The sequence below is a fragment of the Caballeronia mineralivorans PML1(12) genome (genome assembly GCF_001028175.1).
GTDB classification, from domain to species: Bacteria; Pseudomonadota; Gammaproteobacteria; order Burkholderiales; family Burkholderiaceae; genus Caballeronia; species Caballeronia mineralivorans.
In genome coordinates this window covers 1-14336 of record NZ_AEJF01000232.1, presented here as the reverse complement: position 1 = coordinate 14336, position 14336 = coordinate 1, and the positions used below count along the sequence as shown (strand labels likewise).

Genomic DNA, 14336 nt, shown 5'->3' with positions numbered 1-14336 from the left:
GCAACGCGAGCCAGCAGGCCAGGCTGCGCATCAGGGCACGGGGAATGGGGCGGGAGCTTAATGGGGTAAAAACCGGGGTGAAACCCGTCATGTCCTGTTCGCCTCGTTCGTTGTCAAGGCGCAGCATCGAAATTCCCTTACCCATGTCAGTCTTTGGTCTTCAGTTTTTTAACGTCGGGCGAACGGGTCGTCAGCCAGTTGCGGGCGTCGATGAAAAGATGCTCGAACAACGCGCCGATCCCGCCCATGCCTACCACCAGCACATGCCGCAAGCCGCGCAGCGGTGCGTCCGGGGTGCGTCCTTCGGACCAGTTGGTCCAGGCATCGGCGCGGGCGAAGGTGGTCTTCACGAACTCGAATTCCTGTTCGCGCGTGAGTGCCGAAAAACGCAGTCCCACACGCCCGACGGCGGTGAAACCGACGGTCGCCGGGAACGCATATTCTTCATCGCCGCGAAATAGCGAGACCGTGACTTTCTCGTGCAGGGGCACTTCGAGGTCACCAGGCAGCTTCACGCCCACGCCGCCCTCCGAGTAGTCCATGGTTTCGCAGGCGAGGGTGCGGCCGGTCGAGAACTTGAGCATCACGGGCATCTTCATCTCCACCCGATGCGTCGTGCGCACTTGCCGGCGCTCACTCGCGGCCGCGACGCTCGCGCCGAGGATCAGCATGTTGTAGGTGGTCCACGCGAGGTTCAGCAGGACCGTGTTCACTTCACTGTTCACGTCCCAGTGCAGGTAGATGTTCACGATCCCCGCGATAAACCCGAGCAGGTTCAGCACCAGCAGGATCAGGTACGGGCGTGAGATGGCGTAGTCGAAGTAATCCTTCGATATCTGGCCGCCTTTCGCCGTCACGTTGAACTTGCCGAGCTTCGGGTTGATCAGCGCGAGCAGGGTGGGCGCGGTGATGTACGACGCCAGCACAGACTCATAGACTTCGGCCCAGAACGAATGCCGGAACGAGCGCTGCATGCGCGAGTTCGTGATGCTCGCGTGCATCATGTGCGGCAGCGCGAAGATGGCGATACTGCCGGCCGCCGCGTGGATCACGTGCGCCCCAAAAAACAGGTACGACAGCGGCGCGGTGAGGAACACGAGACGCGGGATGCCGTAGAAGAAGTGCATCATCCCGTTCAGGTAACACAGCCGCTGACCGAGCTTGAGACCCTTGCCGGTCAACGGGTTATCGATACGGAAAATCTGCGTCATGCCGCGCGCCCATCGAATCCGCTGGCCGATGTGGCCGGACAGGCTTTCGGTGGCAAGCCCCGCTGCCTGCGGGATCGCGAGATACGCGGTGGTATAGCCGAGGCGGTGCAGCTTCAGCGCCGTATGCGCGTCTTCCGTCACCGTTTCAATCGCAATGCCGCCGATCTCTTCCACCATCGTCCGGCGCAGCAGCGCGCATGAGCCGCAAAAGAAGGTCGCGTTCCAGAGGTCGTTGCCGTCCTGTACCAGCCCATAGAACAACTCGCCTTCGTTCGGCACCTTGCGGAAGGTGCCGAGGTTGCGTTCGAACGGGTCAGGCGAGAAGAAGTGGTGCGGCGTTTGCAGCATCGACAGCTTCTTGTCGCGCAGGAACCAGCCAAGGCCGATCTGCAGGAACGAGCGCGTGGGAATGTGATCGCAGTCGAAGATCGCGAGATATTCGCCCTTCGTGATCTTCAGCGCTTCGTTGATATTGCCGGCCTTCGCATGCCGGTTGTGCGTGCGGATGGTCCAGGTGACACCGACGTCTTCGCAGAACGCCTTGAACTCGGGACGGCGGCCGTCATCGAGAACATGAATTGATATCTTGTCCGCTGGATAGTCGATGGCAAGCGCCGCGTAGATGGTCGGCTTGACGACGCTGAGCGGCTCGTTATACGTCGGGATGAAGACGTCGACGGTCGGCCATTCATCGCGGTTTTCCGGCAGGGGCAGCGGCTTGCGTTGCAGCGGCCAGGCGGTCTGGAAATAACCGAGCATCAGCACGATCGCCGAGTAGACCTCGGCCGAGACCAGCAGCAATCCCCACGCTGCGTCGAGCGGACGTTCCCAGACGGTCGTCTCGGTCAGCCGCCAGTACATGTAGCGGCCGGTGACCGCGACGGACAGCATGATCATCACCAGCGTGGCGTACTGGCCGCGCAGACGCCGGAACGCGAGCGCGAACGCGAAGCAGACGCACGCGAACGCCAGTTGCTCGGCGAACGCGAGCGGCACCGTCCAGACGAAGTACATCGTCGTGAGGGCGAACAGGGTGAGCAGCGTCGTAAAGACCCGGCTGCTCCAGATGCGTGAATCGACGAACTGTTCCAACCGCGATGGAACTTCGTCGGCCTCGGACAATGATCGTGCGCGTGGCTTGCTCATGCGACGCTCCTCGGCGAGAGCTGCGTGGAATCGATTGCATGGGTGAGCCATTCGCCGCACGCGCGAAGGTCGGCGGCGGCCTGGCTCAACGGGTCGTAATGGATCAGCGTGGTGTCGCAGGCAAGCGATTCGCTCACGCCTTCGTCCAGATGGATGACACCCGGGAACAGCTTGTTGCCGAGCAGGTTGCGCAGCACCTTGAGCACATCCTTCGTCAACTGCCGCGACTGGTCCACCTGGTTCACCACGTACCCCGTGCCCGCGAAGTTCGCGCGCGGCGTGGCGTAGGCGTCGATCATGCGTTCCATCTGCGGGATGGCGGCGTACGAAGCGGCATCGGCCAGCACCACGTTCAGCGCGAAGTTCGACGCGCAGAGAGCCGTGCGCGTGTAGACCGAGGATCCCGGCGGGGTATCGACTATGACGACGTCCGCGGCATCGAGTCCCAGCTTGTCGAGCGCTTGCGCGAGCCACTGCGGGTCGCGGTCGATGTGCGTCTCGAAGCGGCGGCGGTCGTCTTCGACCACCGCGCCGTACGGCAGGACCGTGACGCCGTCGACGCCGTCGAACATCACGGTTTGCCATGCGTCGCCGCCGAGCGTGGCGCGCGAGAGGCCGTCGATGCTGTCCAGCGGAATGCCGAAATGCAGGCGCAGGGCGTTCTGTGGATCGAGGTCGAGCGCGATGACGCGCCGCCCGCGTGCGGCGAGCACCGAGGCCAGGTTCGCCGCGAGCGTGGTTTTACCGACACCGCCCTTGGCCGAGACGACGGTGATGACTTTCATGACGGTGAGTTGCGCTTGGCGAGCCACGAACCGGCGACCAGGGCCGGCGCTTTCAGCGGCGAGTTGACGGGTGCCGGAGCCGCTGCTGGCGCCGGCACGACAGGTCCACGCAGACGCTGGAACATCGACTCCAGCGAATCCGGCGGCGGGGCGCTCGCTTGCGGCGCAGGCTGAGCTTGCGCTTGCGGCCGGAACAGCTTGCCGAGGATCGATTGGGGTTTGGGTTCAGGCGCTGAAGCCGTCACTGCTACAGGTGTGGGTACGCGCGGCAGCGACGGTGGTTTGACAGCAGGGCGCGAGCGTTGCAGTGCCGCTGCGAAACCGGTGGGTTGGGCAGGCGTGAATACAGGCACGGGCGTGGCGAGTGGCTGCGAGCGTGGTTGCAGCTGTTGTGGCTGTTGCGCTTGTTGCGGTCTTAACAATGTTTGCGACAGAGGCTGCAAGGGCGGTTGCGGCTGTGCGGCGACTACCGGCACGGCTGCGGCTTCCTCCGCGTTCGACGTCTCTTCGACCACATCGGCCAAAGCCGAAAAACGCGCTGCACCGACCGGCGCGTCCGGCAGCTTCACGTTGGCGACCGGCGGAACCGTCTTGCGATGAGCGCGCGCAAACAGCGGCGGTTTGCCCCGGTTGAGCGGCGCCGCGCCCGGCGGTTGCGTGAGGCTGTTCGGCACGCTGCGATGCTCGCCGGAGCGATCGTGCGTCTGTGGCAGCAAGGCATCGCGGCGAGGCGCGATGTTCGGAATAGACGGCTGCGAGAGGTCGAGTGTCGCGAGCAGCGGCCAGCGCGTGCGGGCGTGGATCGCCTCGTTTTCGCGGCCGATTTCCTGATAATTGCCGGCATCGCCGCCAAATTTGTCGAACAGCTTCTCAATATCGCGCGAAGGGTTCATGTGCTGCGTCCTCGTACTCTCGGTTGTACTTTGGCCCGTGCCTCGACGCTCACTGGCCGGTGACGTCTCGCGCGCTTTCGGCGCTGATGCGGGCAATGCCTGATTGACTGCCTGATCCGATGCCGGACCGATACTGCATGAGCAAGGGTTAAGTGAACTCCAGATTCAGCTTCCGGCTTGACCCGCAAGCCGGATCTGGCCTCAGTTGCTATAACGGCCAAGCCTGAACTCGACTGCAGCGCTTTCGTCGAACTCGCCTGCTTGTACAACCGACAATCCTTGCGCGCCGAGCGCGCTTAACCATTCCTGATACGCACCTTCCAGAAACGCGGGGGTCCACGGAAGTGCGTTCGCGCCGAACGCGAGCAACGGCGGGCAACAATGGACGATGCGCAGATAATCCGGCTCGTCGCCCACTTCGACAAACCCCCAGTCGACGTCATTCCAGACCGCATTCAATGCGGCGCCGAGTTCGGGCGTGGTGCCGCACGGCGGCAACGGGTGGGCGGCGGCAAAACGGCGTCCTACCCGTTGCATTAACTGACGTAGCTCGTCGCGGCCGATCTGGGTATCGAACTCTTCCGCCAGGGCGACCAGCACGCCACGCCATTGCGAAGAAATTTGCCGATCCAGCAGGTAGTCGAGAGTCATGGCCATGGTGTTAGAGGGGGAAGGCTTTCAGCAAAATGAACGCAAAAAACAATGCCTGCGGTACCAGTACTAATTACATTGTGTTGTAGCGCAACCGGCGGTAATAGTGGTACGGGTTACCAGTAAGCCGGGAGTCTACTTCAAGGCGATTTGTTTTTGCCACTTAACGCACATTAGCAAATAGTTCTGTGGTTAAAGCCGCAAACAGAGGGCAAAAAATTCGTCTTGTCCAGTTTATGTAGCATTCAGACAATTGACGCAAACGTTTAATCAACAAATTCAATTGTCAGTTTAATCTTGCGTCGCACGCTTGTGTCGCGAAGTTGCGCCGATACCGTTCCGGTGGGCCGCGGCGGGTTTTTGGATTCGGGTGCGCCGGGCAGTTTCACGCGGTCGTTTCTGCCTCCATGCCGTATTTTCCCGCTCGTTCGCCGGTTATTACAGAAGCCATCGCTCGCCGGATGCATGCGTTCACATCACACGTCGTCCCCTTCCTCGATTCAGTTCTGTAAGCCGTTGTTATCCAATGTGTGGGCGAGCGCGCATTGCGTGCTGGTCAGGCAACCTATGATTTTCCGGACTCTGCCAAAGCTGCTTACCAGACGGGGACACAATGAACATCGACGTAGCGGCGCCTGCGCGGTTTGCCGAGCATCTGGACGCCGGGTTCGCCGCCGATCCGTTGCCAAGCTTGTCCGCCGCGGATATCGACGCGCTGGCGCAGGCCATGGACACTACCGGCTTCGCCGTGCTGCGCGACGTGATCGCGGCGCCGCTGATCGAGAGCATGCGGGTGTACATCGACGGTGAGCTGAAGCGGCGCAACGTCGAATATCTCGGTTTGGCCGGCCCGGACTGGATACTGGACAGCCCGCTCGCGGCGCTCTCGACGTCTGCGGCATTGCACAAGGCCCTCGCGGAACTGTATAGCCACGAGATGAAGCAAGCGCCCCTCGAATCACGCATTGCCACGTCCATCCGGGCGCTGTCAGGCGGCACGGGTGCCAAACATTCCTGGCTCTTTCACTACGATTCGTACGTGGTCACCGCGCTGATTCCACTGCAGATTCCCGATGGCGAAGGAGAACTGCCCGGCGACCTTGTGATGTACCCGAACCTGCGCGGCGTGCGGCGGCGGCCTGTGTTCAACATCGTCGAGAAGCTGGTTGTCGAGAGTCCGCTCGCTTGCCGCCTGTGGAAGAGAAGCGCGGTGCAGCGGGCGATGTCGGCGCGCACGGTGCGCATGCGGCCGGGCAATATCTATTTCTTCTGGGGAATGCGCTCGCTGCACGCTAACCAGCCGTGCCTGCCAACCAGCGTGCGCTGCACCGCGCTGTTCCATTTCGGCGATCCCCACGCCGGCAGCCTGTTCAAGCGGCTGAGCGCGCGGCATCATCAGGCGCGCTTGCGCCGGCTAAGCCACGCTGCGGCGAAGTAAGTCGATCGAATCGATTGGGCCGATTGTGTCGCACCACGCGAGCGGCTGGACGGCAGTAGCCAGGAGCGTCACATCGTCAGCAAGAAAGCGATCACCGCATAACGTGCCGTTTTTGCGATCGCCACGATTAGCAAGAACGACCACAAGGGCTCGCGTAAAACGCCCGCGATCATGGTCAACGGGTCGCCGATCACCGGCGTCCAGCTCAACAGCAGCGTCCAGCGCCCGAAGCGCCGGTACCACTGTTCCGCACGCTCGAGCGCGCGCGCCTTGATCGGGAACCAGCGGCGCTCCCGCAGCTTTTCGATCGAGCGCCCCATAGCCCAGTTGATGGTCGAGCCCCCCACATTGCCCACGCTCGCCACCGCGACGAGCATCCAGACCGGCTGTTTGCCGGCGATCAGCAAACCCGCCAGCAACGCTTCGGACTGGAGCGGAAAGAGCGTCGCCGCGACCAGCGCAACCGCGAAAAGCCCGCCATATACAGATAAATCGACCATGAGAGAAAACGCGGGCAACCGTGAAAGAGGGCGACAGCTTAGCCGCTTTTCGGCGATCCTCGGCATCGGCTGAGGTATCGAGGGATTGAAAGGTCTGGCCACACTTGATACCTTGAAGGCCGGTTGAAAACCTCATTCCAGGAGACATCATGTCTTATCTGCTGCTCATCGCCGAACCTGTTGGACAGCGGGCCGAGCGCTCGCAAGCCGAAGGCAAGCTCCTCTACGAGCGTATGGTCGAATTCGGCGCGGAACTGAAAGAGCGTGGTTTGCTGATCGCGAGTGAGTCGCTCGCAACGGGCGGCGTACGTGTCAAGAAACGCGACGGCCAGACGAGCATGATCGACGGACCGTACGCCGAAGCGAAGGAAATGATCGGCGGGTTCTACATGCTCGATTGCACGACGAAGGAACAGGCTATCGAGATTGCAACAGCGTGCCCGGCCGCCGAGTGGTGCGAGGTCGAAGTGCGCAAGGTCGGTCCCTGCTGGGAGTAAGCGGGCTTGCGGCTTTTTATGCGCCGGCTTACTACGCGGCGTTATTACGCCACTTTTCTGTGGCGTCTCGGGACGTTGTCCCAGTGCCCAGCTTTACCCCGCGTTAACCCTCGGCTGCAGAAAAATTGTCGATTTCTCCGTGCGTCATTCGTCGTGGGGATGAGAGCGCAACCAGCGTTCTCGTTTTCACAGCAGAAGGAGAACGGCGATGCGATTCATCATCCTGGTCAAGGCGACCGAAAAAAGCGAAGCGGGAGCGTTGCCTGAGGACGCGCTGACCAGCGCAATGGCGACCTACCACGAAGAACTCGCGAAAGCGGGCGTGCTGCTTGACGCGAGCGGTTTCCAGCCAAGCGCCAGGGGTTGGCGCGTGCGTTATGAGGGCGGCCGGCGAACCGTCATCAATGGGCCGTTTCCCGAGACCCGCGAGCTGATTGCGGGCTACACCTTGATCCAGGTGCGCTCGCGTGAAGAAGCAATGGAATGGGCGCGCCGTTTTCCATCGCCGATGGGCGAGCGCGAAAGCGGCGAAATCGAAGTGCGGCAGTTGTATGAACTGGACGAGATCGGTTCGGGGGAATCGATCGAGCGTTTCCGCGAACTCGAAGGGGCACGGCGATGAGGCCCGCAGCGGTTCCATCGTGCGTCCAGTCCCGCACCCGAAGGGGATCATCCATGCTCAAAATCATTTCGCTTGCCGGTATTTTTCGGCATGGACCGCATCGTCGGCGGTGACGTCGAAGACGGATTGAGCAATCTGAAGACGCTGGCGGAAACCCGCTAACACCACCTATCCATTCTTGAAGGATAACAAAATGCATAAGCAAATCTTTGTGAACCTGGCGGTCGAGGACCTGCAGAAATCGCGCGCCTTTTTCGGCGAACTCGGTTTCAGCTTCAACCCGAAGTTCAGCAACGACCAGGCCGCGGGCATGGTTATCAGCGAGAACATCTACGCCATGCTGCTGGTGAAGCCGTTCTTCCAGACCTTCACTTCCAAGACGATCATCGACCCGAAAGAGCAGGTGGAAGCGCTCACGTGCCTGTCGTGCGAGAGCCGTGCCGAGGTCGACGACATCGTGGCGAAGGCCGTGCGAGCGGGCGGCAAGGCACCGCGACCGCCGCAGGACTACGGCTTCATGTACAGCCACGGTTTTGATGACCTCGACGGCCACACCTGGGAGTTCGTGTACATGGATCCGAACGCGGCGGGCGCGCCGTGAGCGGAGCTTCCGGCACGTCCGGCAGCCAGGAACAGGCCACGCACCGCGCGATAGAAGCGGTGTGGCGGATGGAATCGGCGAAGGTGATTGCAGTCGTGGCGCGAATGGTGCGCGACGTGTCGCTTGCCGAGGAGTTTGCGCAAGATGCGCTGATCGCGGCGCTTGAGCATTGGCGTGTGGATGGCGTGCCGGACAACCCGGGGGCGTGGCTGATGACCACGGCGAAACATCGGGCGCTGGATCGTTTGAGGCAGGATGCGCTGCACGCCCGCAAGCACGAGGAGTTGGGACTCGACATGGATGCGCGCGAGGAGCACGTCACGCCGGATTTCGTGGATGCGCTGGATGCCGCGCGTGAGGACGATATTGGCGACGATTTGCTGCGGCTCGTGTTCACGGCGTGTCACCCGGTGCTGTCCGTCGATGCGCGGGTCGCGTTGACGTTGCGGCTGCTTGGTGGGCTGACCACGGACGAGATTGCGCGTGCGTTCCTGCAGCCCGAGCCGACCATCGCGCAGCGCATCGTGCGGGCGAAGCGGACTTTATCGGCGGCACGGGTGCCGTTCGAGGTGCCGAAAGCCGATGCGCGGGCGGCGCGGCTTGCGTCGGTGCTCGAAGTCATTTATCTCATCTTCAACGAGGGGTATTCGGCGACGGCCGGTGATGACTGGATGCGGCCATCGTTATGCGATGACGCGTTGCGTCTCGGCCGGATTCTCGCGGGTTTGACGCCTGACGAGAGCGAGGTCTACGCGCTGGTTGCATTGATGGAGATACAGGCATCGCGCACCCATGCACGAACCGATGCGAACGGCCGGCCGGTGTTGTTGATGGACCAGGACCGCAGCCGATGGGACCCGTTGTTGATCCGTCGCGGCCTCGCCGCATTGGAGCGTTCGGAGGCGCTGAACGGCGCGCGCGGGCCTTATGCGTTGCAAGGTGCGCTGGCGGCTTGTCATGCGCGTGCGCGGCGGGCGGAGGATACGGATTGGGCGCAGATCGTGGCTTTATACGATGCGCTGGCGATGGTCGCGCCGTCGCCCGTGGTGGAGCTCAATCGCGCGGTGGCGGTGGGGATGGCGTTTGGTCCGGCGGCAGGGCTGGAGATAGTCGACGAGCTGCGTTCGAATGCCGTGCTGGCGAATTACCACTGGCTGCCGAGCGTGCGGGGCGACCTGCTGGCGAAGCTGGGCCGTCGCGAAGAAGCGCGGGTGGAATTCGAGCGTGCCGCCGCGATGGCGCGTAATGTGCGCGAGCGGGAGTTGTTGCTGGAGCGGGCGGCGGAGATGAAGGGGATGAGGGAATGAAGCGGGCTTTCGCGGCGGCAAGTTAGCCGAGGCGATCGACCTGATCGTATCAAAACCTACTCCACGCCCATAGGCGCGACTTCTACGATCACCCGTTCCAGAGCCCGAAACGGCGCCAGCCTGATTTCATCCGCAAGCGTAGTCGTAATCAACCGCCAGTCCCGTTCCAGTGGTGTCCAGTGCTGTTGCCGCGTGCGTCCGAGCTTGTCTGCATCGGCGAGCACCACCACACTCGCGGCACGGCGAATGATGCAGTCCTTCAGATAAGCCTGTTCCGCACTGGCCTCGCACAAACCAAAATCCGCCGCCACGCCATCGGCGCCGAGAAACGCAATATCCACGCTCAACCGGCTCAGCACGAGTTCCGCCAGCGGCCCGAGCGTGCTCATACTCGATGCCCGCAAATCGCCGCCAATCAGCGTGATCCGCATGCCCGGCACATTGGCGAGCGTCATCACCGCCAGCAGGTTATTGGTCACCACATGCAAATCGCGATGCGCGCTCAGATGACGCGCGAGCGCAGCGCAGGTCGTGCCACCATCGAGCAACACGGTGTCGCCATCCTTGACATGCAGCGCCGCGGCCTGCGCAATCGCTTCCTTCTGTTCGCGCTGCGCCGACTTGCGTTCCTCCAGCGACGCTTCCGGTTCATGCGCACCGACCAGCGCAGTCGCGCCGCCATACGTGCGCACGAGACGGCGCTCCTTCGCGAGCATGGTGAGATCGCGCCGCACCGTCGCCTCCGATACCCCCAGCGCCTCGCTCAACTGCTCTACGTTGGCGTCGCGTGTGAGGACGAGATCGAGGATGGCGCGGTGACGGTCGGCTGCTTTCATCGGTGGAAGCTCATGCGGATAACAAGGCCGCCGATGTTACACGAGCGCGTGTGCTGATCCGCCGCTCCGCTCACCCGCGCCGCGTCGCGAGTTCCGCGCCCTGGCGCAGTGCTTCGAGCAGGCTGCGTTCATCGGCAATACCTTTGCCCGCGATATCGAACGCCGTCCCATGATCCACCGACGTGCGGATCACTTCCAGCCCAACCGTCACGTTCACGCCCGCTTCAAGCCCGAGCACCTTGACCGGCCCGTGTCCCTGATCGTGATACATCGCGACCACGAGATCGAAGTCACCCCGGCCGGCGCGGAAAAAGAGCGTATCGGCGGGCAGCGGACCCGTCACATCGAGCCCGCGTTCCTGCAGGATCTTGACCGCCGGGATGATCTTTTCTTCTTCCTCGCCATAACCGAACAAGCCGTTCTCGCCCGCATGCGGATTGATACCGCACACGCCAATACGCGGTTTCGCAATCCCCGCTTTCACCAGCGTCGCATTACCGCGTTCGATCGTGCGCTGCACGAGGCCGGGCTCGATTTTCCTGATCGCATCGATGATGCCGATATGCGTTGTCACATGAATCACGCGCAGTTGCGGCGCGACGAGCATCATCGAGACTTCCTTCACGCCCGTCAGATGCGCGAGCATTTCGGTGTGCCCCGGAAACTTGTGGCCGCCCGCGTGCAGCGCTTCCTTGTTGAGCGGCGCGGTGCAGATCGCGTCGATCTGTTGTGCTTGCGCCAGCTCGACGGCGCGCGCGATGTACTGATACGCGGCGTCACCGGCCACCGCCGAGAGCTGGCCGAAGGGCAGGTCGTCGGGGATCAGGTCCAGGTCGATACAGTCGATCGTGCCCGCCTCATACTTCGCCTCCGACGCATCCTTGATGCGGCGGATTTTCGCGCTGCCATGCACGATGTCGTTGGCTTGTTCGAGCCTGCGGGCATCGCCGATCACGAGCGGACGGCACTGCCGGTAGACCACGTCATGCGTGAGACTCTTGACGACGATCTCGGGACCGACGCCGGAAGCATCGCCCATCGTGATGCCGATTACGGGAAGAGTGTTGCTCATGATGGTTCGTTGAACTCCGTGTAGGTGAGGGCGCTTTGAGGCGACGTAAATGTCGTGTTCGCGTTCATTGCGTTAATGCGTGTTAGTGGCTGCGGCCGGTGTTCGCGGCGGCGGTGCGGGCAGTGGCAGTCTCTGCAAATGCTCCCATGCGCCGAACAGCGCGTGCTCGCTGCCAAACGCGCCGGCTTTGGTGACGACCGCGGGACGGGCCGGATGCGGCACGCAAGGCCGCGCTACCGCAACGCCTGCTTCGACTTCGGCCAGCAGATCGAGACTGCCGATGCCGGCTGCGCTCAGCATGGCGCGGGCGGTTTCGCCGCCGGTCGCGATCAAGCCGCCGACATGCCTGAAATGCGGCGCCACCAGCGCGGCGAGTGCGGTGGACAGATGCGCGCCCTCCGCCGGATCGAAGGCATCGTCGCGACCGATGCGCACCAGCAAGTCGAGATGCCGCGCGAGATAATCGCCAATCCTCGATTGCCACTCGGGCCAGTGCGCGTGTTCGCTGCCCATGCGCAAAACCGCCGGCGGCACGATCAGTTCGCTTACGCGGGCACGCTCGCGCAACATCGCACATTGGCGTTCGGACACGGCGGAGAGGCTGCCGACCAGGACCAGGATCGCGCCATCCTGTTTCTCGTGGACGAGGGTTTCGCGGGGCGGGGCATCGAACAGATCGGACAGTGCCGCCAGTTCGCGCGCCAGTCCGCCCGATCCGACCCAGAACAGCGGGTGGTCAAGTTGCGCGGTGATTCGCGCGAGCCGTTGAAGGTCGTCACCGGTATGAGCATCGACGATCAGTGCTTGTGTGCCTTTCGTCGCCGTTGCCTTGATCCGATCCAGTAGCACGTTGGCCTCGCCGCGCAGGGTGTTCACGTCGATGGACTCGCACTGCAGGCCCGCTTCCTCGAGCATCGTCAGGACATTCGCCGGCCGGCCGGCGTTTTCCAGCTTCCACGTATCCGTGCTTTCCAGCGGTTCGCCATGCACCAGCACGCGTGCACCCTGCAACGTGCGGCCGGTGGCAGGAAACGCGGGCGCGACGATCGCCAGCCCGGCCAGCGGCTGCAAAGCGGCCACTTCGGCGGCCCAGTTGCCGCGCAACGTCGAATCGATTTTCTTGTACAGACGCCTGCCGGGCGCGTTCAACGTGTTGAACGTGTCGGCGGTGCGGCGCGCCGCGTCTTGCGGCAAGAGGCGGCGCGTGTCGGTATCGGCGGCGATCACATCAACGTGATCGGCACCGGCGTTTATCACAGTCGATGTCTCCAGCGTGACGACCGTACGCCGTCCCGCTCCAGCGAACGCGATTGCGCAGTCGGCCGCGCCGGAGAGATCGTCGGCGACGATCAGGATGCCGCGGGGGTTCATCGCGTGGCCTCCTTCTGCACCTTCTGCGTTTTCGGCACGGTACGGCGCTCTTCAGCTCTGGCGTTCACGCGTTTCGCGACGGCCGCCGTCAGGATGGGCGACACAATAGCAGTCACCACTACGCACGCCGCGACCAGCAGTGTCGCGCTTTTGGCGGCCTCTGCGTAGACCGGATTCGCCGCCGCGATCAGCGCGGGAACAGCCGCCGCATTACCTGCCGTGTTGGCCGCCGCCACGCCGGCCACGCCGGTGCCACCCGTCAGGCGGTCGGTGAAATACAGCGGAATGCCGGTCACGACAACCACCGCCAGTCCCAGTCCGATGCCGAGCAAACCGGCTTGCCAGACTTTGTGCAGGTCGAGACTGGCGCCCAGCGCGAGTGCGAAAAATGGGATCATCACCGGCACGGCGCGCGCGAGGAAGTCGCGCATTTCGCGGTCCAGGTTGCCGAGCAGCATGCCGGCCGCGAGCGGCAGGATACTGCCGACGAGCGTAGGCCACGGGAACGCCGAGAGCCCCGCGACACCCAGCGTGACCATCGTGAGAAACGGTCCCGATTCCAGCGACATGATGGTGTACGCGCCCACATCTTCGGACCTCCCGTATTGCCCCATCAGCGCCATGTAGAGACCGCCGTTGGTGTCGTTCATCGCGGCGACGACAGCGAGCGTCGAGATGCCCGCGAACAGACCGGAAGAGATTGGCTGCTCGCCGAGAAAATGCCCCAGCACGACACCTACGACAATCGCCGAGCCGATCTTCGCCGCGAACAGCGCGCCGCCTTTCTTCAGGAGATAAGGCGTCGCCTTGATGTTGATGCTCGCCCCCATACATACATAAAACACCGCGAGGATCGGCAATGCGCCGGTGAAAAGCGCGTTGGTGAACGAGCCGAAGAACTTCGGCATGCCGGGCAGGAACGTCGCGACTAGCGAGCCGAGAAGCAAGGGCACGATCATCATGCCGCCGGGAACACGCTCGATCGAGCGCTTGATAGGAAGCTGGGCCATACGGGTCTCCTGTTTGACGAGTGAGCTCGAGTGCGATGCTCGAATCGATCACATATTTGATTGAAACAGTCAAATTGAAGTGTAGTCCTGTGGAGGGAAATGCGCAAATCGATCGTTTGGATGATTGGTTCGATCATTGTGAGGGTGGCTGGGAAATGAGCTGCATGCAAAGCGCCGCGTTTTCTGCGACCTCGATACCCGGATTTCCCGGTTGCGTATGGCTCAGGCACATACCGTTACCCTGCGGATTGAACGCGGACAACCACGCTTTCCCCGCCGCTAATAAACTAGCGTCATGACCGCTGCAAGATCATCGATTTCCCACCCGCTCGACAGCTTCCATCCGGCCGTCGCGGCCTGGTTTAGCCGGCTTTTCGCCGCGCCCACCGAGGCGCA

At 62.8% G+C, this 14336-nt stretch carries 14 protein-coding genes; 5 read left to right on the top strand and 9 right to left on the bottom strand.

Annotation, left to right across the window (positions count from 1 at the left end; translation table 11 throughout):
• Positions 1-146: 146 nt before the first annotated feature.
• From bcsA to bcsD, 4 genes are all read right to left on the bottom strand, one after another.
• Positions 147-2357, bottom strand: a complete 2211-nt coding sequence (gene bcsA / locus EOS_RS38700; protein ID WP_047897515.1) for a UDP-forming cellulose synthase catalytic subunit — start codon at positions 2355-2357, stop codon at positions 147-149.
• On the bottom strand, positions 2354-3142 hold the full coding sequence (bcsQ, locus tag EOS_RS38695) for a cellulose biosynthesis protein BcsQ (protein WP_047897514.1): 789 nt from the start codon (positions 3140-3142) through the stop codon (positions 2354-2356). The genes bcsA and bcsQ overlap by 4 nt, the downstream gene beginning before the upstream one ends.
• The gene (gene bcsP, locus EOS_RS38690) at positions 3139-4035 is read right to left on the bottom strand and encodes a cellulose biosynthesis protein BcsP (RefSeq protein WP_047897513.1); all 897 of its coding nucleotides are present in this window, start codon (positions 4033-4035) and stop codon (positions 3139-3141) included. The genes bcsQ and bcsP overlap by 4 nt, the downstream gene beginning before the upstream one ends.
• 201 nt (positions 4036-4236) lie before the next feature.
• Complete coding sequence (bcsD, locus tag EOS_RS38685; protein ID WP_047897512.1) at positions 4237-4692, bottom strand: cellulose biosynthesis protein BcsD; 456 nt, start codon at positions 4690-4692, stop codon at positions 4237-4239.
• A gap of 607 nt (positions 4693-5299) precedes the next feature.
• Here bcsD and EOS_RS38680 point away from each other — a divergent pair.
• Positions 5300-6124, top strand: coding sequence for a hypothetical protein (locus EOS_RS38680; protein ID WP_053064198.1), 825 nt, complete (start codon positions 5300-5302; stop codon positions 6122-6124).
• A 68-nt stretch (positions 6125-6192) separates the two neighbouring features.
• On the opposite strand, the gene EOS_RS38675 is transcribed toward EOS_RS38680, so the two are convergent.
• Positions 6193-6624 carry a YqaA family protein gene (locus tag EOS_RS38675; RefSeq protein ID WP_047897511.1) on the bottom strand — a complete coding sequence of 144 codons (432 nt, stop codon included), beginning with the start codon at positions 6622-6624 and terminating at the stop codon, positions 6193-6195.
• 149 nt (positions 6625-6773) lie between these two features.
• On the opposite strand from EOS_RS38675, the gene EOS_RS38670 reads away from it, so the two are divergent.
• The 4 genes from EOS_RS38670 (at position 6774) to EOS_RS38655 (ending at position 9651) form a co-directional block, all read left to right on the top strand.
• A complete protein-coding gene (locus tag EOS_RS38670; protein ID WP_047897510.1) occupies positions 6774-7121 on the top strand; it encodes a YciI family protein in 348 nt (115 codons plus the stop codon).
• A 208-nt stretch (positions 7122-7329) separates the two neighbouring features.
• On the top strand, positions 7330-7743 hold the full coding sequence (locus EOS_RS38665; RefSeq protein WP_047897509.1) for a YciI family protein: 414 nt from the start codon (positions 7330-7332) through the stop codon (positions 7741-7743).
• Positions 7744-7936: 193 nt separating this feature from the next.
• On the top strand, positions 7937-8344 hold the full coding sequence (locus tag EOS_RS38660; protein WP_047897508.1) for a VOC family protein: 408 nt from the start codon (positions 7937-7939) through the stop codon (positions 8342-8344).
• Positions 8341-9651, top strand: a complete 1311-nt coding sequence (locus tag EOS_RS38655) for an RNA polymerase sigma factor (RefSeq protein WP_075645474.1) — start codon at positions 8341-8343, stop codon at positions 9649-9651. Before EOS_RS38660 ends, EOS_RS38655 begins: the two co-directional genes overlap by 4 nt.
• Positions 9652-9707: 56 nt before the next feature.
• Here EOS_RS38655 and EOS_RS38650 read toward each other — a convergent pair whose 3' ends face one another.
• From EOS_RS38650 to EOS_RS38635, 4 genes are all read right to left on the bottom strand, one after another.
• The gene (locus EOS_RS38650; RefSeq protein WP_047897507.1) at positions 9708-10487 is read right to left on the bottom strand and encodes a DeoR/GlpR family DNA-binding transcription regulator; all 780 of its coding nucleotides are present in this window, start codon (positions 10485-10487) and stop codon (positions 9708-9710) included.
• Positions 10488-10557: 70 nt separating this feature from the next.
• Positions 10558-11559 carry a 4-hydroxythreonine-4-phosphate dehydrogenase PdxA gene (gene pdxA / locus EOS_RS38645; protein WP_047897506.1) on the bottom strand — a complete coding sequence of 334 codons (1002 nt, stop codon included), beginning with the start codon at positions 11557-11559 and terminating at the stop codon, positions 10558-10560.
• Positions 11560-11631: 72 nt separating this feature from the next.
• Entirely contained in the window at positions 11632-12930 is a 1299-nt protein-coding gene (locus EOS_RS38640; protein ID WP_047897505.1) for a four-carbon acid sugar kinase family protein, read from the bottom strand.
• Positions 12927-13940 carry a 2-keto-3-deoxygluconate permease gene (locus EOS_RS38635; RefSeq protein ID WP_047897504.1) on the bottom strand — a complete coding sequence of 338 codons (1014 nt, stop codon included), beginning with the start codon at positions 13938-13940 and terminating at the stop codon, positions 12927-12929. Before EOS_RS38635 ends, EOS_RS38640 begins: the two co-directional genes overlap by 4 nt.
• Between the last annotated feature and the right edge of the window lie 396 nt (positions 13941-14336).

Bases quoted from the DNA above. Each gene is read 5' to 3' on its own strand.
- EOS_RS38635 (WP_047897504.1), bottom strand. From the start codon at position 13,940: ATGGCCCAGCTTCCTATCAAGCGCTCGATCGAGCGTGTTCCCGGCGGC.
- EOS_RS38650 (WP_047897507.1), bottom strand. From the start codon at position 10,487: ATGAAAGCAGCCGACCGTCACCGCGCCATCCTCGATCTCGTCCTCACA.
- EOS_RS38660 (WP_047897508.1), top strand. From the start codon at position 7,937: ATGCATAAGCAAATCTTTGTGAACCTGGCGGTCGAGGACCTGCAGAAA.
- bcsQ (WP_047897514.1), bottom strand. From the start codon at position 3,142: ATGAAAGTCATCACCGTCGTCTCGGCCAAGGGCGGTGTCGGTAAAACC.
- pdxA (WP_047897506.1), bottom strand. From the start codon at position 11,559: ATGAGCAACACTCTTCCCGTAATCGGCATCACGATGGGCGATGCTTCC.
- bcsP (WP_047897513.1), bottom strand. From the start codon at position 4,035: ATGAACCCTTCGCGCGATATTGAGAAGCTGTTCGACAAATTTGGCGGC.
- EOS_RS38640 (WP_047897505.1), bottom strand. From the start codon at position 12,930: ATGAACCCCCGCGGCATCCTGATCGTCGCCGACGATCTCTCCGGCGCG.
- EOS_RS38665 (WP_047897509.1), top strand. From the start codon at position 7,330: ATGCGATTCATCATCCTGGTCAAGGCGACCGAAAAAAGCGAAGCGGGA.
- EOS_RS38670 (WP_047897510.1), top strand. From the start codon at position 6,774: ATGTCTTATCTGCTGCTCATCGCCGAACCTGTTGGACAGCGGGCCGAG.
- bcsA (WP_047897515.1), bottom strand. From the start codon at position 2,357: ATGAGCAAGCCACGCGCACGATCATTGTCCGAGGCCGACGAAGTTCCA.
- bcsD (WP_047897512.1), bottom strand. From the start codon at position 4,692: ATGGCCATGACTCTCGACTACCTGCTGGATCGGCAAATTTCTTCGCAA.
- EOS_RS38680 (WP_053064198.1), top strand. From the start codon at position 5,300: ATGAACATCGACGTAGCGGCGCCTGCGCGGTTTGCCGAGCATCTGGAC.
- EOS_RS38675 (WP_047897511.1), bottom strand. From the start codon at position 6,624: ATGGTCGATTTATCTGTATATGGCGGGCTTTTCGCGGTTGCGCTGGTC.